The organism is Brevibacterium gallinarum (genome assembly GCF_014836885.1).
Classification (GTDB): domain Bacteria; phylum Actinomycetota; class Actinomycetes; order Actinomycetales; family Brevibacteriaceae; genus Brevibacterium; species Brevibacterium gallinarum.
The window spans coordinates 88,026-110,162 of the sequence record NZ_JACSPY010000004.1 but is presented as its reverse complement, the minus strand read 5'-3'; the positions used below and the strand labels follow the sequence as shown (position 1 = coordinate 110,162).

23 protein-coding genes and 1 tRNA gene are annotated in these 22,137 nt (G+C 67.0%); 21 read left to right on the top strand and 3 right to left on the bottom strand.

The genetic code is table 11. The features are described from left to right. The 14 genes from prmC to murA all read left to right on the top strand — a co-directional run bounded on the left by prmC (nt 1) and on the right by murA (nt 12,547). A complete protein-coding gene (gene prmC / locus H9634_RS06015) occupies nt 1-945 on the top strand; it encodes a peptide chain release factor N(5)-glutamine methyltransferase (protein ID WP_318245017.1) in 945 nt (314 codons plus the stop codon). Continuing rightward, entirely contained in the window at nt 946-1,749 is an 804-nt protein-coding gene (locus H9634_RS06010) for an L-threonylcarbamoyladenylate synthase (RefSeq protein WP_191725808.1), read from the top strand. A gap of 6 nt (nt 1,750-1,755) precedes the next feature. After that, a complete protein-coding gene (locus tag H9634_RS06005) occupies nt 1,756-2,865 on the top strand; it encodes an MraY family glycosyltransferase (protein ID WP_191725807.1) in 1,110 nt (369 codons plus the stop codon). Continuing rightward, nucleotides 2,862-3,320, top strand: coding sequence for a hypothetical protein (locus H9634_RS06000; protein WP_191725806.1), 459 nt, complete (start codon nt 2,862-2,864; stop codon nt 3,318-3,320). The genes H9634_RS06005 and H9634_RS06000 overlap by 4 nt, the downstream gene beginning before the upstream one ends. A gap of 312 nt (nt 3,321-3,632) precedes the next feature. Next, nucleotides 3,633-4,418 (top strand): F0F1 ATP synthase subunit A, encoded by a 786-nt coding sequence (atpB, locus tag H9634_RS05995; RefSeq protein WP_318245016.1) that lies wholly within the window; start codon nt 3,633-3,635, stop codon nt 4,416-4,418. Nucleotides 4,419-4,501: 83 nt separating this feature from the next. Beyond that, on the top strand, nt 4,502-4,723 hold the full coding sequence (gene atpE, locus H9634_RS05990) for a F0F1 ATP synthase subunit C (protein ID WP_102159700.1): 222 nt from the start codon (nt 4,502-4,504) through the stop codon (nt 4,721-4,723). A 17-nt stretch (nt 4,724-4,740) separates the two neighbouring features. Further along, nucleotides 4,741-5,295 (top strand): F0F1 ATP synthase subunit B, encoded by a 555-nt coding sequence (locus tag H9634_RS05985; protein WP_191725805.1) that lies wholly within the window; start codon nt 4,741-4,743, stop codon nt 5,293-5,295. After that, nucleotides 5,295-6,110, top strand: coding sequence for a F0F1 ATP synthase subunit delta (locus H9634_RS05980; RefSeq protein WP_191725804.1), 816 nt, complete (start codon nt 5,295-5,297; stop codon nt 6,108-6,110). Before H9634_RS05985 ends, H9634_RS05980 begins: the two co-directional genes overlap by 1 nt. A gap of 101 nt (nt 6,111-6,211) precedes the next feature. Then, nucleotides 6,212-7,846 carry a F0F1 ATP synthase subunit alpha gene (atpA, locus tag H9634_RS05975; RefSeq protein WP_191725803.1) on the top strand — a complete coding sequence of 545 codons (1,635 nt, stop codon included), beginning with the start codon at nt 6,212-6,214 and terminating at the stop codon, nt 7,844-7,846. Nucleotides 7,847-7,888: 42 nt separating this feature from the next. Beyond that, entirely contained in the window at nt 7,889-8,851 is a 963-nt protein-coding gene (locus H9634_RS05970) for a F0F1 ATP synthase subunit gamma (protein WP_191725802.1), read from the top strand. Between the two features lie 35 nt (nt 8,852-8,886). Then, complete coding sequence (gene atpD, locus H9634_RS05965) at nt 8,887-10,341, top strand: F0F1 ATP synthase subunit beta (protein WP_191725801.1); 1,455 nt, start codon at nt 8,887-8,889, stop codon at nt 10,339-10,341. A 6-nt stretch (nt 10,342-10,347) separates the two neighbouring features. Beyond that, nucleotides 10,348-10,605 carry a F0F1 ATP synthase subunit epsilon gene (locus tag H9634_RS05960; RefSeq protein WP_175294558.1) on the top strand — a complete coding sequence of 86 codons (258 nt, stop codon included), beginning with the start codon at nt 10,348-10,350 and terminating at the stop codon, nt 10,603-10,605. Nucleotides 10,606-10,627: 22 nt separating this feature from the next. Continuing rightward, entirely contained in the window at nt 10,628-11,092 is a 465-nt protein-coding gene (locus tag H9634_RS05955; RefSeq protein ID WP_191725800.1) for a DUF2550 domain-containing protein, read from the top strand. 96 nt (nt 11,093-11,188) lie between these two features. Continuing rightward, entirely contained in the window at nt 11,189-12,547 is a 1,359-nt protein-coding gene (murA, locus tag H9634_RS05950; protein ID WP_191725799.1) for a UDP-N-acetylglucosamine 1-carboxyvinyltransferase, read from the top strand. A gap of 51 nt (nt 12,548-12,598) precedes the next feature. On the opposite strand, the gene nucS is transcribed toward murA, so the two are convergent. After that, nucleotides 12,599-13,294 carry an endonuclease NucS gene (gene nucS / locus H9634_RS05945; protein ID WP_191725798.1) on the bottom strand — a complete coding sequence of 232 codons (696 nt, stop codon included), beginning with the start codon at nt 13,292-13,294 and terminating at the stop codon, nt 12,599-12,601. 29 nt (nt 13,295-13,323) lie between these two features. On the opposite strand from nucS, the gene H9634_RS05940 reads away from it, so the two are divergent. Further along, complete coding sequence (locus H9634_RS05940) at nt 13,324-13,626, top strand: hypothetical protein (RefSeq protein WP_225210647.1); 303 nt, start codon at nt 13,324-13,326, stop codon at nt 13,624-13,626. Between the two features lie 75 nt (nt 13,627-13,701). On the opposite strand, the gene H9634_RS05935 is transcribed toward H9634_RS05940, so the two are convergent. Then, nucleotides 13,702-15,258 (bottom strand): coiled-coil domain-containing protein, encoded by a 1,557-nt coding sequence (locus H9634_RS05935; RefSeq protein ID WP_191725797.1) that lies wholly within the window; start codon nt 15,256-15,258, stop codon nt 13,702-13,704. A 257-nt stretch (nt 15,259-15,515) separates the two neighbouring features. Between H9634_RS05935 and H9634_RS05930 the strand changes: the two genes are divergently transcribed. Continuing rightward, the gene (locus H9634_RS05930; protein ID WP_191725796.1) at nt 15,516-16,703 is read left to right on the top strand and encodes an acetyl-CoA C-acetyltransferase; all 1,188 of its coding nucleotides are present in this window, start codon (nt 15,516-15,518) and stop codon (nt 16,701-16,703) included. A gap of 26 nt (nt 16,704-16,729) precedes the next feature. Beyond that, nucleotides 16,730-17,032, top strand: coding sequence for a thiamine-binding protein (locus tag H9634_RS05925; RefSeq protein WP_191725795.1), 303 nt, complete (start codon nt 16,730-16,732; stop codon nt 17,030-17,032). Nucleotides 17,033-17,152: 120 nt separating this feature from the next. Here the strand turns inward: H9634_RS05925 and H9634_RS05920 are convergent. Continuing rightward, nucleotides 17,153-17,225 (bottom strand) — tRNA-Arg (locus H9634_RS05920). A 113-nt stretch (nt 17,226-17,338) separates the two neighbouring features. Here H9634_RS05920 and H9634_RS05915 point away from each other — a divergent pair. The 4 genes from H9634_RS05915 to H9634_RS05900 all read left to right on the top strand — a co-directional run bounded on the left by H9634_RS05915 (nt 17,339) and on the right by H9634_RS05900 (nt 22,063). Next, nucleotides 17,339-19,051: a dynamin family protein gene (locus H9634_RS05915; RefSeq protein WP_191725794.1), complete on the top strand. Its 1,713-nt coding sequence runs from the start codon at nt 17,339-17,341 to the stop codon at nt 19,049-19,051. Next, nucleotides 19,048-20,634 (top strand): YfjP family GTPase, encoded by a 1,587-nt coding sequence (locus H9634_RS05910; RefSeq protein WP_191725793.1) that lies wholly within the window; start codon nt 19,048-19,050, stop codon nt 20,632-20,634. The genes H9634_RS05915 and H9634_RS05910 overlap by 4 nt, the downstream gene beginning before the upstream one ends. Nucleotides 20,635-20,764: 130 nt before the next feature. Continuing rightward, nucleotides 20,765-21,304 (top strand): single-stranded DNA-binding protein, encoded by a 540-nt coding sequence (locus H9634_RS05905; RefSeq protein WP_191725792.1) that lies wholly within the window; start codon nt 20,765-20,767, stop codon nt 21,302-21,304. Between the two features lie 153 nt (nt 21,305-21,457). Next, nucleotides 21,458-22,063 carry a DUF6993 domain-containing protein gene (locus H9634_RS05900; RefSeq protein WP_191725791.1) on the top strand — a complete coding sequence of 202 codons (606 nt, stop codon included), beginning with the start codon at nt 21,458-21,460 and terminating at the stop codon, nt 22,061-22,063. The last annotated feature ends 74 nt before the right edge of the window (nt 22,064-22,137 follow it).

The window sequence follows — 22,137 nt, the reverse complement described above, 5'->3', positions numbered from 1 at the left end:
GTGAGTCCAGCCGCAGACACGGCTGGTGGGCAGCCGGCAGATGCGCTCATCGCCGCTGCCCGCACCCGGCTGGCTGAGGCCGGCATCGACACCCCCGGCACTGACGCACGGCTGCTGCTGGCCCACGTGCTCGGTCTGACCCACAAGGAGCTGTCGCTGAAGCTGCTGCGCGGCTTCGACGTGCCCGCTGAGCAGGTGCGCAGCTTCGACGACTGCCTGACCCGGCGGGCGGGGCGCGAACCGCTCCAGCACATCACCGGCACCACCGGCTTCCGCCATCTCGACCTCCGCCTCGGGCCCGGGGTCTTCATCCCGCGCCCGGAGACCGAACTCCTCATCGACCCGGCCATCGCCCACGCCGCCGCCCTGCGCTCCGACGACGAACACACCGGCAACGGCCGGGCGCGCGTGATCCGGATCCTCGACATGTGCACCGGCACCGGCGCCCTGGCCCTGGCTGCGGCCACCGAGATCCCCGGCAGCGAGGTCCACGCCGTCGAGCTCTCCGCCGAGGCCTGCCGGTGGGCTGAGCTCAACATCGCCGCCACCGCCGAGGCGGTCGCCGCCGCCGGCTCGACCGTCACCCTCCATGCCGGTGACGTCGCCGAGGTGGTGCCGGGTCTCGGGCCCTTCGACATCGTCGTGACGAACCCGCCGTATGTGCCCGAGGCCACCCAGCCCGACATCCCCGAAGTCACCGGCTACGACCCGGCCATCGCGCTGTACGGCGGGGGAGCAGACGGGATGCAGACACCGGCACGGATCATCAAGCTCGCCGCCGAGGCGCTGCGGGCGGGCGGGCTGCTCGTCATCGAACATGATGAGACGCAGGCTGCGGCGATCCAGCAGGCCTGCGCTGCCGCTGGTCTGTCCGGTGCCGCCACCCACACCGACTACACTGGCAGAGACCGTTTCACCACCGCCGAACGCCTGGAAGGGCCGTGAATGTCGCGCACGTTCAGCATCGACAACGATGAGATGAGAGACCTGGTCTTCAGCGAATGCGCCCGGGTCCTCGAATCCGATGGACTCATCGTCATGCCGACCGACACCGTCTACGGCATCGCCGCTGACGCCTTCTCCGCCACCGGCGTCGAGAAGCTGCTCCAAGCCAAGGGCCGCGGCCGCGATATGCCCCCGCCGGTGCTCGTCGGCCAGCGCGAAGTGCTCATGGCTCTGGCCGAGGTGCCGAACACCTCCGTCTTCGAACTCACCAAGCGCTTCTGGCCCGGTCCCCTGACGATCATCTGCGGTGCCCAGGCGATGCTCGACTGGGACCTCGGCGACACGCACGGCACGGTCGCCGTGCGGATGCCCGACCACGAGGCGGCCCTCGAACTGCTGCGCAAGACCGGCCCGCTGGCCGTCTCCTCAGCCAACACCCACGGTTCACCGGCCGCCTGCAATGCTGCCGAAGCCGAGGAGATGCTCGGTGAGAGCGTCGACATCTACATCGACGGGGGAGAGGTGCCCGGCATCGGCGCCTCGACGATCGTCGACCTCACCCGCACCCCGCCGCGCATCCTGCGCGAGGGCCCGATCACCGCAGCCGAATTGCGCGAGGTGCTGCCCGATCTGGAGGACAGCGCCGCGAGCACAGAGGAGACCACCGCCTCGGGCGAGGAGGAGACCACTGCCTCGGGCGAGGAGGAGACCGCCACCTCGGGTACGGAAGAGAGCGCTGCCTCAGGCGCGGAAGAGACCAGTGCCTCGGGCGCGGAAGCAGCTGACGAAATCACGCGGGAGTAATCCCGCGTGCGCGCCTACCTCTTCATCCTCCTCGTCGCAGCGATCGTGTCGTACCTCGTCACCCCGATGGTGCGGCGCATCGCCGAACGCGGACTCATCTTCGCGCCGCTGCGCGCCCGCGACGTCCACTCGGTGCCCACCCCGCGACTGGGCGGGGTGGCCATCTACGCCGGTCTGCTCGTCGGACTGCTGTTCGCCTCGCAGACGCCGTTCCTCGAAGAGCTGTTCGTCCAGCCCGGGGCGATCATCGGCATCGTCGGGGCGGCGACGATCCTGTGCGCCCTCGGCGTCGTCGACGACATCTGGGACCTCAACTGGATCACCAAGCTCGCCGGCCAGACCCTGGCCGCCGGGTTCATGGCCTTCAACGGTGTGACCCTGCTGTCGATCCCCTTCAACTCCGTCATCATCGGCTCCCCGCGGATGTCGATCATCCTCACCGTGCTCGTCGTGCTCATCACCATCAACGCCGTCAACTTCGTCGACGGTCTCGACGGACTGGCTGCCGGGATCGTGACGATCGGCGGCATCGCATTCTTCGTCTACTCCTACAGTCTGGCCGTCGACACCAGCTCCGACAGCTACGCCAACCTCGCCTCGCTCATCATCTCGCTGCTCGTCGGGGCATGCCTGGGCTTCCTGCCGCACAACTTCAATCCGGCCCGGATCTTCATGGGCGACTCCGGCTCGATGCTCATCGGCCTGCTGCTGGCTGCCTCGACGATCCGGGTGACCGGCCAGGTCGACCCAGCGCTGCTGTCGGATCAGCGCGTCTTCGCGACCTACCTGCCGATCATCCTCCCGGTGGCGGTGATGTTCCTGCCGCTGCTCGACCTCGGCCTGGCAGTCCTGCGGCGCATGTCCGCCGGCAAGTCCCCGTTCTCGGCAGATGCCAAGCACCTGCACCACCGCATGCTCCGACTCGGGCACTCGCATGCACGCGCGGTGCTCATCCTGTACCTGTGGACGGCGATCTTCGCCTTCGGCTCGGTGTCGTTCCTCATCGCCACCCCCGCCGTCAACGTGCCCATCATCCTCGGCAGCGTGGCGATCACGCTGTTCCTGACGTTCTACCCGCTGTATGCGCGCCTGCGCGCGAAGGAGGCCATCCGATGACCGACCCGAAGCCCGCCCCGCACGAGCGCCGCGAGACCGACGTCGACCTGCAGTGGAAGGCCATCTGGCGCGCGCTGATCATCCGCGGCGCGATCCTCGTCGTCGCCGTCACCCTCCTCGGCGGGCTGCTCGGCATGCTCTTCGCAGGCCAGCGGGGTCTCAACGGAGCGCTGATCGGCGGGGGACTGGCGGCGATCTTCCTGCTCGTCTCGCTCGTCATCATGTACATCGGCCGCAGCTGGAACCTCACCGTCATCGCCGGTGCGCTCGGCGTGGGCTTCCTGTTCAAGGCCTTCATCTTCATGATCGTCATCTGGCGGATCAAGGACGCGGCCTGGCTCGACGGGACGACGGCGTTCTTCACGATCGTCGCAGCCGTGCTCGGCACCTCGCTCATCGATGCGATCACCGTCACACGCGCCCGGGTGCCGACCGTCGACCCCGAGGCGCGCTGAAATCCAGCCGCGGTCACCGACCGCAGCCTGACGACGCGCTGTTTTGAGGCTCTGACCAGGCGTTTTGTCGCGGTGGAAAGCCCGAGAACATGCGGATCGGAGCAGGTGCAGGGATTGCCCAGCAATTTGTGAGTTTATTACTGCGATTGGTAGAGTACTCAAGGACCAGGTGCCAGTTCACCGGTCTCCATGATGTGACAATGCCGCTCCACACTCGTGTGCCGGAGCGACTGGTCGGCCTGGTTCTTACCCGCCCGGGCCCGAAATTGGGAGAGTAACCGAAACGTGTCTATCTTCACCGCGGCGAATTCTGTGATTCTGGCAGCAGGGGACGGCGGGTTCCACCCGCCCACGATGCAGGAGTTCTTCCCGCCGGCGATCTTCTTCGAAGGCACGCCATTCGAGTTCAACCGCGTCATGCTCGTGCGGGTCATCGCCGCCGCAGCACTGTGCATCCTCATGGTGATGGCCGCCAAGCGCGCCAAGCTCGTTCCCTCCCGCGGCCAGTCGATGGCCGAACTCTCCCTTGACTTCGTGCGCAGCAGCATCGCCGAGCAGACCATGGGCAAGGAGCGCGGCCGCAAGTTCCTGCCGCTCATCGCCACCATCTTCTTCATGGTCCTTGCGATGAACCTCACCGGCCTCATCCCGTTCCTCAACCTGGCCGGCACCTCAGTCGTCGGCGTTCCGATGCTGCTGGCCGTCATCGTGTACGTCACGTACCACATCGAGGGCATCCGCTCGCTTGGCGTCGGCGGCTACCTCAAGAACGCGCTCGTGCTGCCGAACGTTCCGCCGGTCATGCACGTCCTGCTGATTCCGATCGAGTTCCTCACCAAGTTCGTCATCCAGCCCTTCACGCTCACCCTGCGTCTGCTGGCCAACATGCTCGTCGGCCACCTGCTGCTCGTGCTGTGCTTCTCGGCGACCTGGTTCTTCTTCTTCGACGCGGCCATGGGCTTCAAGTTCTTCGGATTCCTCACGCTCTTCGGCGGCCTGTTCATGACCGCCCTCAAACTGCTGGTCTCCGTCCTGCAGGCCTACATCTTCGCGCTGCTCGCCTCCGTCTACATTGACCAGGCTGCATCGAAGCACTGATCTTCCCTGACCTGACCGCAAAGCTTGTAACGAAAAACCGTTACGCGTACCGCCCGGTACACAACCGAAAGGAAACGTCCAAAGTGGATATTCTCGCTGAAGTCAACGGCTCCATCGCCACTGTCGGCTACGGCCTCGCCGCGATCGGCCCGGGCATCGGCCTTGGCATCGTCATCGGCAAGACCATCGAGGGAACCGCACGTCAGCCTGAGCTCGCCAACGCTCTGCGCGGCAACATGTTCCTTGGCATCGCCCTGATCGAGGCCCTGGCCCTCATCGGCATCGCCACGCCCTTCTTCCTTTGATATCGAGGACTGACTCAATGACTCCGATGATTCTTGCGGCCGAGGGGACACCGAACCCCCTCATCCCCGCTACCTATGACATCGTCTGGAGTGCGGTGATCTTCCTCATCATCCTCGTGGTGTTCTGGAAGTTTGTTCTGCCGACGTTCAACCGGGTCCTCGACGAACGAGCTGAGAAGATTCAGGGAGGCATCGAGAAGGCCGAACGCGTTCAGGCCGAAGCCGATGCCGCACTCGCTGAATACCAGAAGCAGCTCGCCGACGGCCGTGCCGAGGCAGCGCGCATGCGCTCCGAGGCACAGGAAGACGGCGCTCAGATCATCGCCGAGATGAAGCAGCAGGCCAATGCAGAGGCCGAGCGCATCATCTCCCAGGCAAAAGCACAGATCGAAGCCGAGAAGCAGGCGGCCATGGTCGAACTGCGCGGAGACGTCGGCGGCCTGGCCACCGACCTCGCCTCGCGCATCGTCGGTGAGAGCCTCACCGACGACGCCCGTTCGGCCCAGGTGGTCGACCGCTTCATCGCAGATCTCGAAGCAAGCACCCCGGCCCAGTCGGTTAAGGAGTCGTGATGCTGCAGTCGAGCAGGAACTCGCTCAACGATGTGCTGGACGCAGTTGACTCCCGGCTCCAGAACGCTGCCGGCGCTGCCGCAACCGAACTCGGTGACGGGCTGCTGTCGATCGTCTCCGCAATGGCTGACAGCGCGCAGCTGCGCCGCCTCATGGCAGACGGCGCCATTGCCGAGGAGCGGAAGCACGGTGTGCTCGACACGCTGTTCTCCGGCCGGGTCGACGCGGCCGCACTCGACATCGCCAAGCGCGCCGCCACACTGCACTGGGCTCGCCCCCAGGACAGCGTGACCGCGCTGGAGGATGCCGGCGTCACTGCGATCGCGGCACAGGCACAGGCTGAGGGGCGTCTCGGCGAGGTCGAGGAGGAGCTGTTCCGCTTCACCCGCCTCATCGAGTCCGATCACGAGCTGGGCTGGGCCTTCGAGTCCGCAGCCCCGGCTGAGACGAAGCGCGCACTCGCAGCCAACCTGCTCGACGGCAAGGCCGCGACTGAGACCGTCAAGCTGGCAGCACAGGCTGCTGCGCACCCGCGCGGCGCCCGCGTCTCCGAGACGCTAGACCGCTACTCGGAAGTGCTGGCCCGCCGTCAGGCGCGCTCCGTTGCCGAGGTGACGGTCGCCAAGCCGATGAGCGACGAGCAGCAGGAGCGCCTGGCTGCAGCGCTGTCGGCCCACTACGGCCGCGAGCTGGTCCTCAACGTGCATGTGGACCCCGACGTCGTCGGTGGTGTGCGTGTGCAGGTCGGCGACGAAGTGATGAATTCGACGATCTCGAATCGTCTGTCCGACCTTCGCCGTCGCCTGGCAAGCTGATCAACCGCCCGCGCCTCGGGCTACATACACACGTTCAGACAGCGGTCTGCAGAGAAGAACCGGGTCGCTGCGAGAGAGATTTAAGGAAGCAGGGAAACCAGATGGCGGAACTGACAATTCGTCCGGATGAGATCCGGGACGCCCTGGGGAAGTTCGTTGAGTCGTACAACCCCGAAGGCGGAGACAAGACTGAGGTCGGAAAGGTCGTCACCGCAGGCGACGGCATCGCCAGCGTGTCCGGACTGCCCGGCACCATGGCCAATGAGCTGCTGCGCTTCGAAGACGGCACCCTCGGCCTCGCACAGAACCTCGACGAGCGCGAGATCGGCGTCGTCATCCTCGGTGAGTTCGCCACCATCGCCGAAGAGCAGCCCGTCTACCGCACCGGCGAGGTCCTCTCGATCCCGGTCGGCGACGGCTTCCTCGGCCGTGTCGTCGACCCGCTCGGCGCCCCGATCGACGGCCTCGGCGATATCGAGTCCGACACCCGCCGTGAGCTCGAGCTCCAGGCCGCCGGCGTCATGGCACGCCAGGAGGTTCGCGAGCCGCTGCAGACCGGCCTGAAGGCCATCGACGCGATGGTGCCTGTCGGCCGTGGCCAGCGTCAGCTCATCATCGGGGACCGCAAGACCGGCAAGACCGCCCTTGCGCTCGACACCATCATCAACCAGAAGGCCAACTGGGAGTCCGGCGACCCGAAGAAGCAGGTCCGCTGCATCTACGTCGCCTGCGGCCAGAAGGGCTCGACCATCGCCTCGGTGCGTCGTTCGCTCGAAGAGGCCGGCGCCATGGAGTACACCACCATCGTCGCCTCGCCCGCCTCGGACCCGGCAGGCTTCAAGTACCTCGCCCCCTACTCCGGCTCGGCCATCGGCCAGCACTGGATGTACGAGGGCAAGCACGTTCTCATCGTCTTCGACGACCTGTCCAAGCAGGCAGAGGCGTACCGTGCGATCTCGCTGCTGCTGCGCCGCCCGCCGGGCCGCGAAGCCTACCCGGGTGACGTCTTCTACCTCCACTCCCGCCTGCTGGAGCGCTGCGCGAAGCTCTCCGACGAGCTCGGCGGCGGTTCGATGACCGGCCTGCCGATCATCGAGACGAAGGCCAACGACGTCGGCGCGTTCATTCCGACCAACGTCATCTCGATCACCGACGGCCAGATCTTCCTGCAGTCGGACCTGTTCAACTCGAACCAGCGTCCGGCCGTCGACGTCGGCGTGTCCGTCTCCCGTGTGGGCGGCGCCGCGCAGACGAAGGCGCTCAAGAGCGTCTCCGGCACCCTGAAGATCTCGCTGGCCCAGTACCGTTCGCTCGAAGCCTTCGCGATGTTCGCCTCGGACCTCGATGCCGCCACCAAGCGCCAGCTCGCCCGTGGCGCCCGTCTGATGGAGCTGCTCAAGCAGGGCCAGTTCGAGCCGATGCCGTTCGAGAAGCAGACCGTGTCCGTGTGGGCCGGCTCCGAAGGATACCTCGACGACATTCCGGTCGACGATGTGCTGCGCTTCGAAAAGGAGTTCCACGACTACCTCGAGCGCAAGACTGGTGTCCTCGATGCGATCCGCGAGACGCAGAAGCTCGAAGACGACACCAAGGATGAGCTCACCACTGCCATCAAGGACTTCTCTGACGGCTTCCAGACCTCCGAAGACGGCGGCGTGCATGTCGGCTCCGAAGAGTTCGACTCCGCTGATGAGGACGAGGTCCAGCAGGAGCAGATCGTCAAGCAGAAGCGCTGAGCGCGCTTTGCCCATGACGATCGCTAGCGAAAGGAAGTACTGATGGGAGCCCAGCAGAGGGTCTTCAAGGCGAAGATCAACTCCACCAAGTCCTTGAGGAAGATCTTCAAGGCCATGGAGCTCATCGCGGCATCCCGGATTCAGAAGGCCATCGGCCGGGTGAAGGCAGCCAGCCCGTACGCGAACGCACTCACGCGTGCGGTCTCGGCAGTCGCCACCCAGTCCAACGTCGATCACACGCTGACGACTGAGCCGGAGGAGATCCGGCGCGCAGCCGTCGTCGTGATCGGCCCGGACCGCGGGTTCGCCGGAGCGTACTCGGCCAACGTCATCCGCGAGGCCGAAGAGCTCATCCGGCTGCTGACCGAGAACGGCAAGGACGTCCACCTCTACTCGGTGGGCCGCAAGGCCGAGACGTACTACACGTTCCGCGACCGCGACCTGAAGAAGTCCTGGACCGGATTCTCCGAATCCCCGCAGGCCGAACACGCCCGCGAGATCGGCGAGGTCCTGCTCGAGGACTTCCACACGGCGTTCGAAGAAGACGGCGTCGACGAGATCTACCTCGTCTACACCCGCTTCAAGTCCAGCGTGACCCAGGAGCCGGAGTACCGGCGCCTCATCCCGCTGGAGGTTGTGGACGCAGAGGACGCTGCCGAGACCGATCAGGTCCCGCAGTCCGGCGGCCTGCCCGACCGAGACAAGGCCAAGGCCCATGACGAGGTCTTCCCGCTGTACGAGTTCGAGCCCGGCCCAGCAGAGGTGCTTGACGCACTGCTGCCGCGCTACATCGACTCGCGGATCCTCGCGGCGCTGCTCAATGCCGCTGCCTCCGAGCAGGCGGCACGTCAGCAGGCCATGAAGACCGCGACCGATAACGCAGACGAACTCATCAAGACCTACACCCGGCTGGCCAACACGGCTCGCCAGGCCGAGATCACCCAGGAAATCTCTGAGATCGTCGGCGGTGCGGATTCCCTCGCGGCATCCGGCGCCGACGACTGATCGGCCACACAAGAGAGCAGAAGAGAAAGTAGACCATGACTGCCACAGTTACGGAAACCCCGCAGACGCAGGGCACCGCTGGCCGGATCTCCCGCGTCATCGGCCCTGTCGTGGACGTCGAGTTCCCGCTCGACTCCGTGCCAGCGATTTACAACGCTCTGACCACCGAGGTGACCCTCTCCGAGGGCACCCGCAAGATCACCCTCGAAGTCGAGCTCCAGCTCGGCAACGGCATCGTCCGTGCCATCTCGCTGCAGCCGACCGACGGCCTCGTGCGCGGCCAGGAGGTCATCGACACCGGTGCACCGATCTCGGTGCCCGTCGGCGATGTCACCAAGGGCAAGGTCTTCAACGTCACCGGCGATGTCCTCAACGACTCGATGATCGATGAGCCCTACGAGATCACCGAGCGGTGGCCGATCCACCGCGAGGCCCCGAACTTCGACCAGCTGGAGTCCAAGACCCAGATGTTCGAGACCGGCATCAAGGTCATCGACCTGCTGACGCCTTACGTCCAGGGCGGCAAGATCGGCCTGTTCGGCGGTGCCGGCGTCGGCAAGACCGTCCTCATCCAGGAGATGATCACCCGTGTCGCCCAGGACCACGGCGGTGTCTCCGTGTTCGCCGGCGTCGGTGAGCGCACCCGTGAGGGCAACGACCTCATCATGGAGATGGACGAGTCGGGCGTGCTCGACAAGACCGCACTGGTCTTCGGCCAGATGGACGAGCCCCCAGGCACCCGTCTGCGCATCGCCCTGACCGGCCTGACGATGGCGGAGTACTTCCGCGATGTCCAGCAGCAGGACGTGCTGCTGTTCATCGACAACATCTTCCGCTTTACCCAGGCAGGCTCCGAGGTCTCGACGCTGCTCGGCCGCATGCCCTCGGCCGTCGGCTACCAGCCGACCCTGGCCGACGAGATGGGCGTGCTGCAGGAGCGCATCACCTCGACCCGCGGTCACTCCATCACCTCGATGCAGGCGATCTACGTCCCGGCTGACGACTACACGGACCCGGCTCCGGCAACGACGTTCGCCCACCTCGATGCGACCACCGAGCTCAGCCGTGACATCGCCTCGCGCGGTCTGTACCCGGCTGTGGACCCGCTGGCCTCGTCCTCGCGCATCCTCGACCCGCTGTACGTGGGCCAGGATCACTACGACGTCGCCACCCAGGTCAAGCAGATTCTGCAGAAGAACAAGGAGCTGCAGGACATCATCGCGATCCTCGGTGTCGACGAGCTCTCCGAAGAGGACAAGCTCACCGTGCACCGCGCACGCCGCATCGAGCAGTTCCTGTCCCAGAACACCTACACCGCAGTCCAGTTCACCGGTGTTGAGGGATCGACCGTGTCGATCCAGGACACCGTCGAAGGCTTCCGCGGCATCTGCAACGGCGACTTCGACCACATCCCGGAACAGGCCTTCTTCAACGTCGGCCCGATCGACGATGTGCTGCGCAACTACGACAAGCTCCAGAAGGAGAACTGATCCCTCATGAGCCTGAATGTCACCGTCGTGGCCGCCGACCGGAGCATCTGGTCCGGTGAGGCCAAGCGCGTCGTCGCTCGTACGACCGAAGGTGAGATCGGCATCCTGTCCGGCCACGAGCCCGTTCTGGCGATCGTGGCCGGCGGGGAGGTGCGCATTGTGACGGCTGACGATCAGACCGTCCGGGCGCAGGCCGACGGCGGCTTCCTGTCCGTCGAGAACGACAGGGTGAACATCGTCGCCGACCAGGCCGAGCTCGTCTGAGACATCGCATACACTGGTCAACGTGAACCCATCGACCCTGCTGATCATTCTGCTCTCGTTGGTAGGGCTGGCTGTGGTTTTTGTCGTGCTGTTCCTGGTGCGACGACGGGCGATCACCAAGCTTCGGGGCGCGTTCGACTGCTCCATCAGCGTGGGCGAGGATACTCCTCGCCCACGCTGGCGTTTGGGTGTGGCGGTCTTCACGATCACCTCACTCGACTGGTACCCGATCTTCAGCCTCACCCGGTCGCCGGCGATGACCCTGCCGCGGCAGGACATGGAGATCATCCGGCGCGAAGAGCCGGATTCCGCTGAGCGCTACGCCGTCATGCCCGGCGCTGTCATCGTGACAGCCGCCTACGGCGCAGCAGACGGCTCAGCCCATCAGACCCGGCTGGCCCTCGACTACGAGGCGCTGGCCGCTCTGGCCTCCTGGCTCGAATCAGCGCCGCCGGGCTTCAACCGCACCGTCGGCCGTTTCACCTAGGCGGCCTTGACCTCCTAGACTGATATGTCCTGCGGGGCTGCGCTCCTCAGGACTCTTCTCTGCCACCGCACGATCCGCCCGAGGAGGACCACGCTCATGGAGATCCTGTCCGTCAACGGACCGCACCGGCTCACCGGCGACGTGGCCGTGCGCGGGGCGAAGAACAGCGTGCTCAAGCTCATGGCCGCCACCCTCCTGGCCCCGGGCCGGTCGGTGATCTCCAACGTGCCGCGCATCCTCGATGTCTCGATCATGAGCGAACTGCTGCGCCGCCTCGGCTGCGAGATCGACTACGACCCCGAGGCCGGGATCATCGACATCGACGTGCCGGAGGAGCCGGGCATCCAGGCCGACTACGAACTCGTGCGCGCCATGCGCGCCTCGATCTGCGTGCTCGGCCCGCTCACCGGGCGGATGCACGCAGCCCATGTCGCGATGCCCGGCGGTGACGCCATCGGCTCGCGCGGACTCGACATGCACCAGGCCGGGCTCGAGGCGATGGGCGCCAGCGCACATCTCGACCACGGCTACTTCATCGCCGAAGCCCCAGACGGCCTGGCCGGTGCCGAGATCCACCTGCGGTTCCCCTCGGTGGGTGCGACCGAGAACCTCCTCATGGCCGCCACCCTGGCTGAGGGCACCACCATCATCGACAACGCCGCCAAGGAACCGGAGATCATCGACATCTGCCTCATGCTCCAGGCGATGGGCGCGCAGATCTCCGGCATCGGGACCAAGACTCTGACGATCGAGGGCGTCGAGCGCCTGCACCCGGTCGAGCACCGGGTCGTCGGCGACCGGATCGTCGCCGGTTCCTGGGCCTTCGCCGCAGCCATCACCGGCGGGGATGTCACCGTGCGCGGCATCGACCCGCAGCTGCTGCCGCACGTCTTCGAGCACCTGCGCGCCGCCGGCGCCGAGGTGTCGGTCCTGTCCGGCAGCGCGGACACCGAGGGCCTGGTCGCCGGAATCGCCGCAGCGAATGAGCACGGAGCCCAGAACATGGGCTTCCGGGTCGTGGGCCCGAGCCGACCGCACAGCATCCGCGTCGCCACCCTGCCGTTCCCCGGCTTCCCGACCGACCTGCAGCCCTTCGCTGTGGCCCTCAATGCGATCGCCGACGGAGTCGGCCTGCTGACCGAGAATCTGTTCGAGGCCCGCTGGCGCTTCGTCCATGAGCTCGCACGCCTCGGTGCTGAGATCACCATCGACGGCAACCACGCGCTCGTCACCGGTGTCAGCTCGCTCTCCGGAGCCGAGGTGGAGGCCTCGGACATCCGTGCCGGGGCCGCTCTCGTCATCGCCGGCCTGGCAGCCGAGGGTCGCACCGAAGTCTCCGGCGTCGATCACATCGACCGCGGCTATGAGGGATTCGTCGAACAGCTCCAGGCACTCGGCGCAGACGTCGAGCGGGTCGACAAGCCCGAGCCCTTCGACATCGAGTCCCTCGCCTGAGCGGCGGCTGTCAGCGGCACACCGGCTGGGGGAGCAGCGTGGCTTGAGCGCTCAGAACAGCCGTGAGTCCGGGTCGTCCATTCCGCGCAGCGCATCGTAGTCGAGGACCACACAGCGGATCCCGCGGTCTTCGGCCAGTGTGCGTGCCTGCGGCTTGATCTCCTGGGCGGCGAACACACCGGTGACCGGGGCGAGGATCGGATCGCGGTTCATGAGCTCGAGATAGCGGGTGAGCTGCTCGACCCCGTCGATCTCCCCGCGGCGCTTGATCTCGACTGCCACCGAGGCACCGGCATCGTCCTTGGCGAGGATGTCGACCGGCCCGATGGCGGTCATGTACTCCCGGCGGACGGTCGAGTAGCCCGAGCCGAGGGTCTCGATGTGCTCGGCCAGCAGCTCCTGCAGATGCGATTCGACGCCGTCCTTGACCAGACCTGGATCGACACCGAGCTCAGCGGAGATCTCATCGCGGATCTGCGCGATGCTGATGATGAGATGGTCGCCGGTCTTCTGGTGGGTGACCGTCCAGATCTCGGTGATGCCGTGCTCGGCCTGTTCGGCGCTGGGTTCGCTGATCGTCGTGGTGCACGGTGGGCTCATCCAGTTGAGGGGCTTGTAGGAGCCGCCGTCGGAATGGACGAGGACGCTGCCATCGGCCTTGAGCATGAGCACCCGGTCTGCCATGGGCAGGTGGGCCGTCAGCCGGCCGGCATAGTCGACACTGCACTTCGCGATCACTAAACGCACGGCATTACTGTACGTGAGACAATGACGCCATGCCACGTTCGTCGTCTTCGCGCCGCGCAAACAAATGGGCCCGGCCGCACCGCGAGCTGGGAGCGAGCCTGAATTCCGTGCCGCGGGCCGCCGAGGGACCCGACGGCACATGGGTCGTCCAGCAGGTGCGCGGCAGCAGTTCCGGCAAGGTCTACACGTGCCCCGGCTGCCTGCAGGACCTGCCAGCCCGCATGGACCACATCGTCGCCTGGCGCTCCGAGGAGGAGTTCGGCTTCAACACCGGAGTCGGTGCGCGCCGTCACTGGCACAGGGCCTGCTTCCGCAGCCGGCCGCCGCGCTGAACGGCTCCGCACCTGTCCATGACGAAGGCGGGGACTTCCAATCGGAAGTCCCCGCCTTCAGCTGTCGGTAGGCGTTCAGCGCAGCCGGTTCGAGTTCTGCGACTTGCGGTTGAGCGAACCGCGATTGCCGCTGCCGGCAGCCTGTGAGCCCGAGGCGCCGCCGGACTTCGAGGCGTTCGACTGCTGGCCGGCATTCGCCTGCGCGCCGCCCTGGGTGGGCTTGGCACCGGGCTTCGCGGCTCCGGCCTGCGAACCGCCGGACGAACCGTCAGGACGGGTCTTCATCTCCTGCGTCTCGTCCTCGCTGATGACCTCAGCTTCCTCGATGTCCTCACCATCGCCGTCGGCGGCGCTGCTGTCACCGTCCGAGGACTTCACATCCGTGGCCGGCGTCGCTGCCGCATCGTCCTTCGCATCCTCAGCGGCGGTGAGCTCGGCGAGCTCATCATCAGAGGCGATCTTCTCCGTGGGCAGAGCCGCAGCAGCCTCCTGATCGGACTTGTCCTCGGTGAAGTCGACATCGTCGAACAGGCCGGGCGCTGCGAACATCGACCGCAGCTGCTCGAGCTGGGCGGTGATCGTGCGGCGCTGCTTGGTCAGCAGGTCGACCTGGGCCTGGGCGGAGGAGACATTGCGCTTGGCCTCAGCGGCCGACTCCTCGATCGTCGCCTCGGCAGTCGAACGTGCCTCGGAGATGAGATCCTGGGCGCGCTTGCGGCCATCGGCGATGATCTTGTCGGCCTTCTCGACCGCTTCCTTGCGGGTGCGCTCGGCACGCTCGGCCGCAGCCTTCGCGTCATCGTCGGCCTTCTTCGCCCGGGCCTGGGCTTCCTCGGTCAGCTTCCGGTGCTCGGCGGCAGCGGTGTCGAAGCGCTCCTTCTCAGCTGTTTCGGCCTTCTGGCGCTTATCGGCGAGCTCGACATCGAGCTCATCGGCAGCTTTGCGGATCTCCTCGTCCTTGGCCTTGGCAGCGGCGAGGATCTCGTCGGCTTCCTTCTTCGCCTTCGCCCGGATGTCAGCGGCATCCTTCTCGGCGTCAGCACGCAGCTGCGCGACCTCGCGCTTGAGTGACTCACGCGACTCCTCAGCCTCCGTCGACGCGGTCGAGGTCAGCTGCTCGGCCTCGCGCTCGGCAGCGGTCTGGATCTCCTCGGCACGGGTCTCAGCAGCCTGGATCGTCTCCTCGGCGCGCAGCTCGGCAGCCGAGCTGATCGCCTCCGCCTCGGAGCGGGCATTGTTGAGGGTGTCGTTGCTCTCGGTGTGCATACGGGCGCGCTGGCTGGCGGCGTCGGCACGAGCCTTGTTGCGGATCGTCTCGGCATCGGCGGTGGCCTGGGCGAGGGTTTCGCGGGCCTGTGACTCGGCGATCTTGAGCAGGTGGTCGATGCGGGAGCCGGGAGGGCCAGCTGCCTCTGCCTTGTCGCTGGCGGCGTCCTTGAGCTGCTGCTTCGCCTCGGAGAGCTCTCCGGCGATCTGCAGCTTCGCCCGGTCGGCGCTGATGACCTGAGACCGCGCATCGGACAGGGCCTTGCGCAGGGATTCGATCTCGGTCCGCAGCTGGCCGATGCGCGCATCGACTTCGTTCTTCTCGTAACCGCGCATCGCGGTCCGGAACTCTTCGGGAGGCGTCACAGTCTTCGACTCCGTTTCATTCATTGCGTGGGAATTTCGGGGGCTCACCATCCCACTCTACTCGCCGTACGCGCCAACACCCGTCTGAGGCCGCCATCTGAGCGGTGCAGGTCACACCACTGAGGGAATTCACAGCCGGCTACCCGGGATTCTCAGCAGTTGGACCCTCGACTAGGCTGGGATCTGTATCACTATGTGTGGACTGCGGAGCCGAGCCCAGGAGTGCCAGGACGGCCGCATCCGTCGAAGGAGGAATCATGACCGAAGCTGTGATCGTTGCCGGTTCGCGCACCCCGCTGGGACGCATGAGCGGAGCCCTCGGATCGCTGAGCGCCATGGATCTCGGTGCCGAGGCGATCTCCGGGGCGCTGCACCGCGCCGGCGTCAAGCCCGAAGCCGTCGAGTACGTCATCATGGGTCAGGTCCTGCAGGCCGGCTGCGGTCAGGGGCCGGCACGCCAGGCCGCCGCCAAGGCCGGCATCCCGATGTCGGTGCCGGCCATCACCATCAACAAGCTCTGCCTCTCAGGCCTCAACGCCATCACCCAGGCGGCCATGCTCGTGCGTGCCGGAGAGTACGAAGTCGTCGTCGCCGGCGGCCAGGAGTCGATGACCAATGCCCCGCACATGCTGGAGAAGTCCCGCGCCGGCTACAAGTACGGCACCGTCAAGGTCCGCGACCACATGGACTACGACGGACTGTGGGACGCCTTCACCGACCAGGCGATGGGCGGGCTGACCGAGGACGCGAACAAGGGCGAGCGCGAGTTCAGCCGCGAGCAGCAGGACGCCTTCGCCGCCCGATCCCACCAGCGTGCGGCAGCGGCATGGGAAGCCGGCCGCTTCGACGACGAAGTCACCCCGGTGACGATCACCTCGCGCAAGGGCGAGACCGAGGTGAGCCGTGATGAGGGCGTGCGCCCGGACTCGACGGCTGAGTCGATGGCCAAGCTGCGCCCGGCCTTCAGCAGGGAAGGCACCATCACTGCCGGCAACGCCTCGCAGATCTCCGACGGTGCCTGCGCTGTCGTCGTGATGTCCAAGGAGCGCGCCGAGCGCGAGGGCCTGGAGATCCTCGCTGAGATCCGCGCCCACGCCTGGACCGCAGGCCCGGACTCGACCCTGCAGCACCAGCCCAGCCAGGCGATCAAGGTTGCTGCCGAACGCGAGGGCATCCCGGCTGACGGCTTCGACCTCTACGAGATCAACGAGGCCTTCGCCGCTGTCGGCCTGGCGAGTGCCAAGGACCTCGGCATCAGCGAGGACAAGGTCAACGTCAACGGCGGTGCGGTCGCCCTCGGCCACCCGATCGGCGCCTCCGGCGCACGCGTGGCCCTGACGCTCGCACTCGAACTCAAGCGCCGCGGCGGCGGCACCGGGGTCGCCGCGCTGTGCGGCGGCGGGGGACAGGGCGATGCCCTCGTGCTCTCCGTGCCGAAGAACTGATCAGCTGAAACTCAGAGGAGGAACCCATGCTTGTCGCATTCTCCGTCGCCCCGACCGGCGACGCCGAGACCGGCTCGATGCACGAGGCCGTCGCCGCTGCGGTGAAGGTTGTGCGCGAATCCGGCCTGCCCAACCGCACCGACTCGATGTTCACCACCATCGAAGGCGAATGGGATGAGGTGTTCGCCGTCGTCAAGCGCGCCACCGACGCGGTGGCCGCCTACGGCCCGCGCGTGTCACTTGTGCTCAAGGCCGACATCAGGCCCGGGCGCACCGGCGAGCTGACCGGCAAACTCGAGCGCCTCGAATCGGCCCTCGACTCCGACTGAGGCACCACCGCCTCGGGGCCGGGACGACCGCCTCGGGGTCGGGGCCACCGCCTCGGGAGCCGACGCAGCAGGGGCCCGGCACCAGTGCTCACCACTGATGCCGGGCCCCTGCGGGCTCTGCGCCCCCAGCAGGAATCGAACCCGCATCTTCCGGGTAGAAACCGGACGTCGTGATCCTTTGGACCATGGAGGCACTGGACATCTTAGCGCCTGCGCGCCCGCTGTGCCTGCCGGGGCCGGCGGCCAACTGCGGCGGCTGCGGCGTGGTGAGTGGTGTCAGCCTGGGAAAACCGAGAGAGTAGGAACGTGACTCAAGGACCGAACGACACCAGCCTGTCCTCAGGCGTCGCGCCTGCCCTCAGCGACCTCATCAAACGGGTGCGAGATGCGCGATTTCCGCTGCACACACCCGGTGCCGAGACCGGTCGCAGCCTGCAGCGCAGCCTCGATGACCAGCTGACCGACTACCTGCTGCCGCGGGTCAGCCAGACCGACGCCCCGCTGCTCGTCGTCGTCGGCGGATCAACCGGTGCCGGCAAGTCCACGCTGGTGAACTCGATCGTCGAAGCCGACATCTCCGCCACCGGCGTGCTGCGCCCGACCACCCGCTGGCCGGTCCTCATCCACCATCCCGATGACCAGGAGCATTTCGCCTCCGACCGGATCCTGCCGGGCCTGGAGCGCGTCATCGGCGAAGCGACTGACCTTCAGCGCCCCCAGCTGCGGCTGGTCTCCAGCACCAGCGTGCCGCCGGGCCTGGCCCTGCTCGACTCACCGGACATCGACTCAGTCCGTGAGGCGAACCGCACACTGGCCCGCCAGCTGCTCGCCGCAGCCGACCTGTGGCTGTTCGTCACCACCGCCTCCCGGTACGCCGACGCTGTGCCGTGGGAGCTGCTCAAACAGTCCGCCGAACGCGGCACGGCCGTGTCGATCGTGCTCGACCGGGTGCCGCCGAAGGCCAACCGGGAAGTCCGTCACCATCTCTCGGGACTGCTCGCCGAGGCGGGCCTGGGCTCAGCGCCGATCTTCACCGTGCCTGAGCTCATGCTCGTCGACGGCCGGATCCCCGAAGCCGCGGTGTTCCCCGTGCAGTCGTGGATCATGAACCTCGGGCGCAACTCCCGGGCCCGCGACCGCGTCATCGCCCAGACGCTGACCGGAGCGCTGGCGGCCGTGCCCGCCCGCGCCCGCACCCTGGCCGACTACGTCGAAGAGCAGGAATCCGCCCACCAGCGCCTGCAGGAGACCGTCACCCGTGAGTTCGGCAGCGCCCGCGAGGAGCTCGCCGCGTCGCTCGTCGACGGCCGGGTGCTGCGCGGCGAGGTGCTCGCCCGCTGGCAGGACTTCGTGGGCACCGGGCAGTTCTTCCGCGGACTCGAACCCACGGTCGCTCGGATCCGCGACCGCATCACGTCTGCGGTGACCGGCAAGCGCGACGCCGCCGAACCGCTCAACCAGGCGATCGAGGACTCCGTGGCGCTGCTCATCCGCGAGCAGGTCGTCACTGCGGTGACGAACACCGCCCACGCCTGGCAGGCCCATCCCGAAGGCGATGCGCTCGTCAAGGCGAACCCGCAGATGACGCGGGTGCCGGCCGAGTTCGACGCCGACGTCGGCCGGATGGTGGCGCACTGGTCCGATGACGTCAACGAGCTCGTCCGCGAGGTCGGGCAGAGCAAGCGCGCCAAGGCCCGCATCCTGTCCTTCGGCGTCAACGGCGTCGGCGCAGTGCTCATGCTCGCGGTGTTCGCCGGCACCGGTGGGCTGACCGGAGCCGAGGCCGGTGTCGCCGGCGGCACGGCGCTGGTGGCCGGCAAGCTGCTCGACACGATCTTCGGCGACCAGGCCACCCGCGACCTGGCGCAGATGGCGCGCACCCGCCTCATCGACAGCGCATCTGAACTGCTCGAGCGCTACCGAGCGCCATTCGACTCGGCTCTGAACGACAGCGAAGTCCCGCCCCGGCAGGCAGGCAATCTGCGCGGCGCCGGTGACCGATTGGAGGAAGCACTGTGAGCGATGCCACACGCAGCGAGATCGCGACGCTGACAGAGGGCATCAACCGCGCTCTCACCCTGGGACCGCGCAAGATCTCCGACGAGACCCGCACGGCGGCAGCCGAGCTTCTGGACAAGGCCGAAGCGCGCCTGAAACTCGGTGAGGAATCGACCGTCGTCGCCTTCGCCGGCTCCACCGGGTCCGGCAAGTCCTCCCTGTTCAACGCGGTTGCCGGCCTGGAGATCGCCGAGGTCGGCGTGCGCCGGCCGACGACCTCGAAGCCGACCGCCTGCGTCTGGGGCGACGGGGGCGAGGAGATCATGTCCTGGCTCAAGGTGCCGGTGACCAACCGCACCTGGCGCGAAAGCGCCCTCGACGGAGACGATGAGGAGAGCCTGCACGGCCTCGTGCTCCTCGACCTGCCCGACCATGACTCCACTTCAGCGGAGCACCGCGTCGAATCCGACCGGCTCGTCAACCTCGTCGATGTCGTCTTCTGGGTCGTCGACCCGCAGAAGTACGCCGACTTCTCCCTGCACTCGCACTATCTCTCCGAACTGGCTTCCCACGCCTCGTCGATGGTCGTCGTGCTCAACCAGGTCGACACACTGAGCGCGGAGGAGCGGGTCGCCTGCCGCGAACACCTGCAGCAGCTGCTCGCCCACGACGGGCTCGACAACGCCCGCGTCGCCTTGGCCTCAGCGGTGACCCGTGAGGGCGTCCCGGAGCTGCGGCAGATCCTGACCGAGACTGTGCTCGCCCAGGCGGCCGCCTCCGAACGGCTGCTGACCGACCTGAGGGAGATGGCCGGGCGGATCCGCGGCGAGCTCGGCACGCCTGTCGACCAGCCCGAGCAGCTGCAGGGCGCTGACCGGCTCATCGACGCGATGGTCGACGCCGCCGGTGTGCACGCAGTTGCCCAGACGGTGGAGGACGACTACCTGCGCCGGGCCTACAAGAAGACCGGCTATCCGCCGCTGGCCATGGCCCAGCGCGGCCAGGCCGATCCGCTCGGCGCCCGGCACGGCGGTGACCGCGAGGACCTCATCCGTGCTGCCGTGCCGGAGACGACGCGCACCCAGAGCGCGCGGGTCAACCTCGCCGCCCACGAACTCGTCGTCGACGCCGTGTCCACGTTGCCGATGGCCTGGCAGGCCGATGTCGCCAAAGCGGAGAAGCAGTCGACTGCCGAACTGACCCACACGCTCGACGAGGCCGTCACCGCGGTGCGCATCGAACGGCGCAAGCCCGGCTGGTGGACGCTGGCCGGTGTGCTGCAGAACCTGTTCTTCCTCGCCACCGTCATCGGCGCCCTGTGGCTGGTCATCCAGCTCGTCCTCCTGCTCACCGGTGTCGACGTCACCGCTGGTTCGACGCTGCTGTGGATCATCCCCGGCGCGCTGCTGCTCATCGGCATCACCGGCTCGGTCATCACGAGCCTCGCTGCGGCCTCAGCCCGGCGCAAGGGTGCGAAGGAGGCAGCCGACGACGTCGCCGAACGACTGACCCAGGCCGTCCACTCGGCAGCCGCGAGCTCGTATCTCGCACCGATCACCGGAGTGCTGCGCGAGCACCGGGAGGTCTACGACAGCCTGCGCTGAGCGTTGGAGACCAGCGCCTGTGGATGCCAGACGTGCATCCACAGGCGCTGCGTCATATCTGGGCGGTCATCGGACTGATGGGCAAGAGTGACAGGCAGGTCTCAGCAGAGGCAAGAGAAAGGACCTGCTCATGAAACAAGTCAACTACTTCGTCGGCACCGCAGGCGCTGACTGCCAGAGCGGCACGCTCAGCGACGGACGCGTGTGGGCGTCCTTCAGGCTGGCAGTCAACTTCGGGTTCTACGACAATGAGAAGGGGGAGTACCGGGAGATCGACACCTCGTGGTTCGACGTCTCCTGTTACGGCGACCTGGCCCTTCACGTGAACTCCTCAGTGCACAAGGGCGATGCTGTCATCGTCGCCGGCCGGCTGCGGATCCGTGAGTGGACCGACACGACCGGCACGAAATCAGGCAAGAACCCGCAGATCATCGCCGAGGCCGTCGGCCACAATCTGCGCTTCGGCACAGCGAACTGGGCGCGCAGCACCCGCAACGGTGCCAAGAGCACTGCGGCCGGCAGCTCCAGCGGCTACGACAGCCTCGGCAGCCCGCCGCCGACATCGCATGCCTCGGCAGCGCCGAGCGATGACATCGACGACACCATGGTCGACACCACGACAGGGGAGATCCACGACGATCACTCCATGGAGCCGGCCGGGCAGAGCTGAGCACCGGAAGGTCACCGGGCAGGTCGGGCGCGTACGATCGATGCGCACGGCCCGCCCGGCGACATGCCGGAGAATCTGCGTCGCTTCGGTGAGACGAGTCCGCTGAGTCCGGTTAGAGTAGGACTGTTGTGTGGCACTGACTGAAGGACGACGATGCTTCGACGGTTTCTCGCTGCCGGAACGCTGGCCTGTTCCGCAGCACTCATCAGCGGCTGCTCGCTGCTGAACCAGCAGGCAGCAGAACCGAACCCGGTGCAGACCAAAGAGGTCCCGGCTGTCGTGGACGAAGTCGTCGCCGCACTCAAACCGCTCGAAGGCCGGGACGACGTGCCGAGCACTCAGGAGTTCTTCGACACGATGACCGACGCCGGGTACAAGCCGGAGCAGCTTGAGGCGACGATCGACGCTTCGCCGCTGGGCAATGACGTGCCTGCGAAGATGTTCGGAGTCAAGGTCGACGACGGCTGCGTCGTCGGCGAGATCCGCTCCGGAAAGATCACCGCCCATCTGACCAAGCCCACCGAATCGACCGGCACGTGCCTCCTCGGCTACGTCGAGCGGCCCGAAGGCGTCGATGCGCCGACAGGCGATGAGCGCGACGAGGACTCCGATGACAACGGTGCCGGGCACATGCCGGGCGAGGACATGAACGGCGAGGACACCGCGGAGCCGAGCGAAACCGGCAGCTCCGACGAGGGAACCGGCGACGGCAGCGGCGACGAGGAAGAGAGCACCGAGGCGCCGCAGCTCGGCGGCTGAGCTGCGCTCAGGCGGTGTCGCGCACCGGCTGAACGACGGGCGCGGAGGAATGGCCTAGCCATGTGGGAACCGAT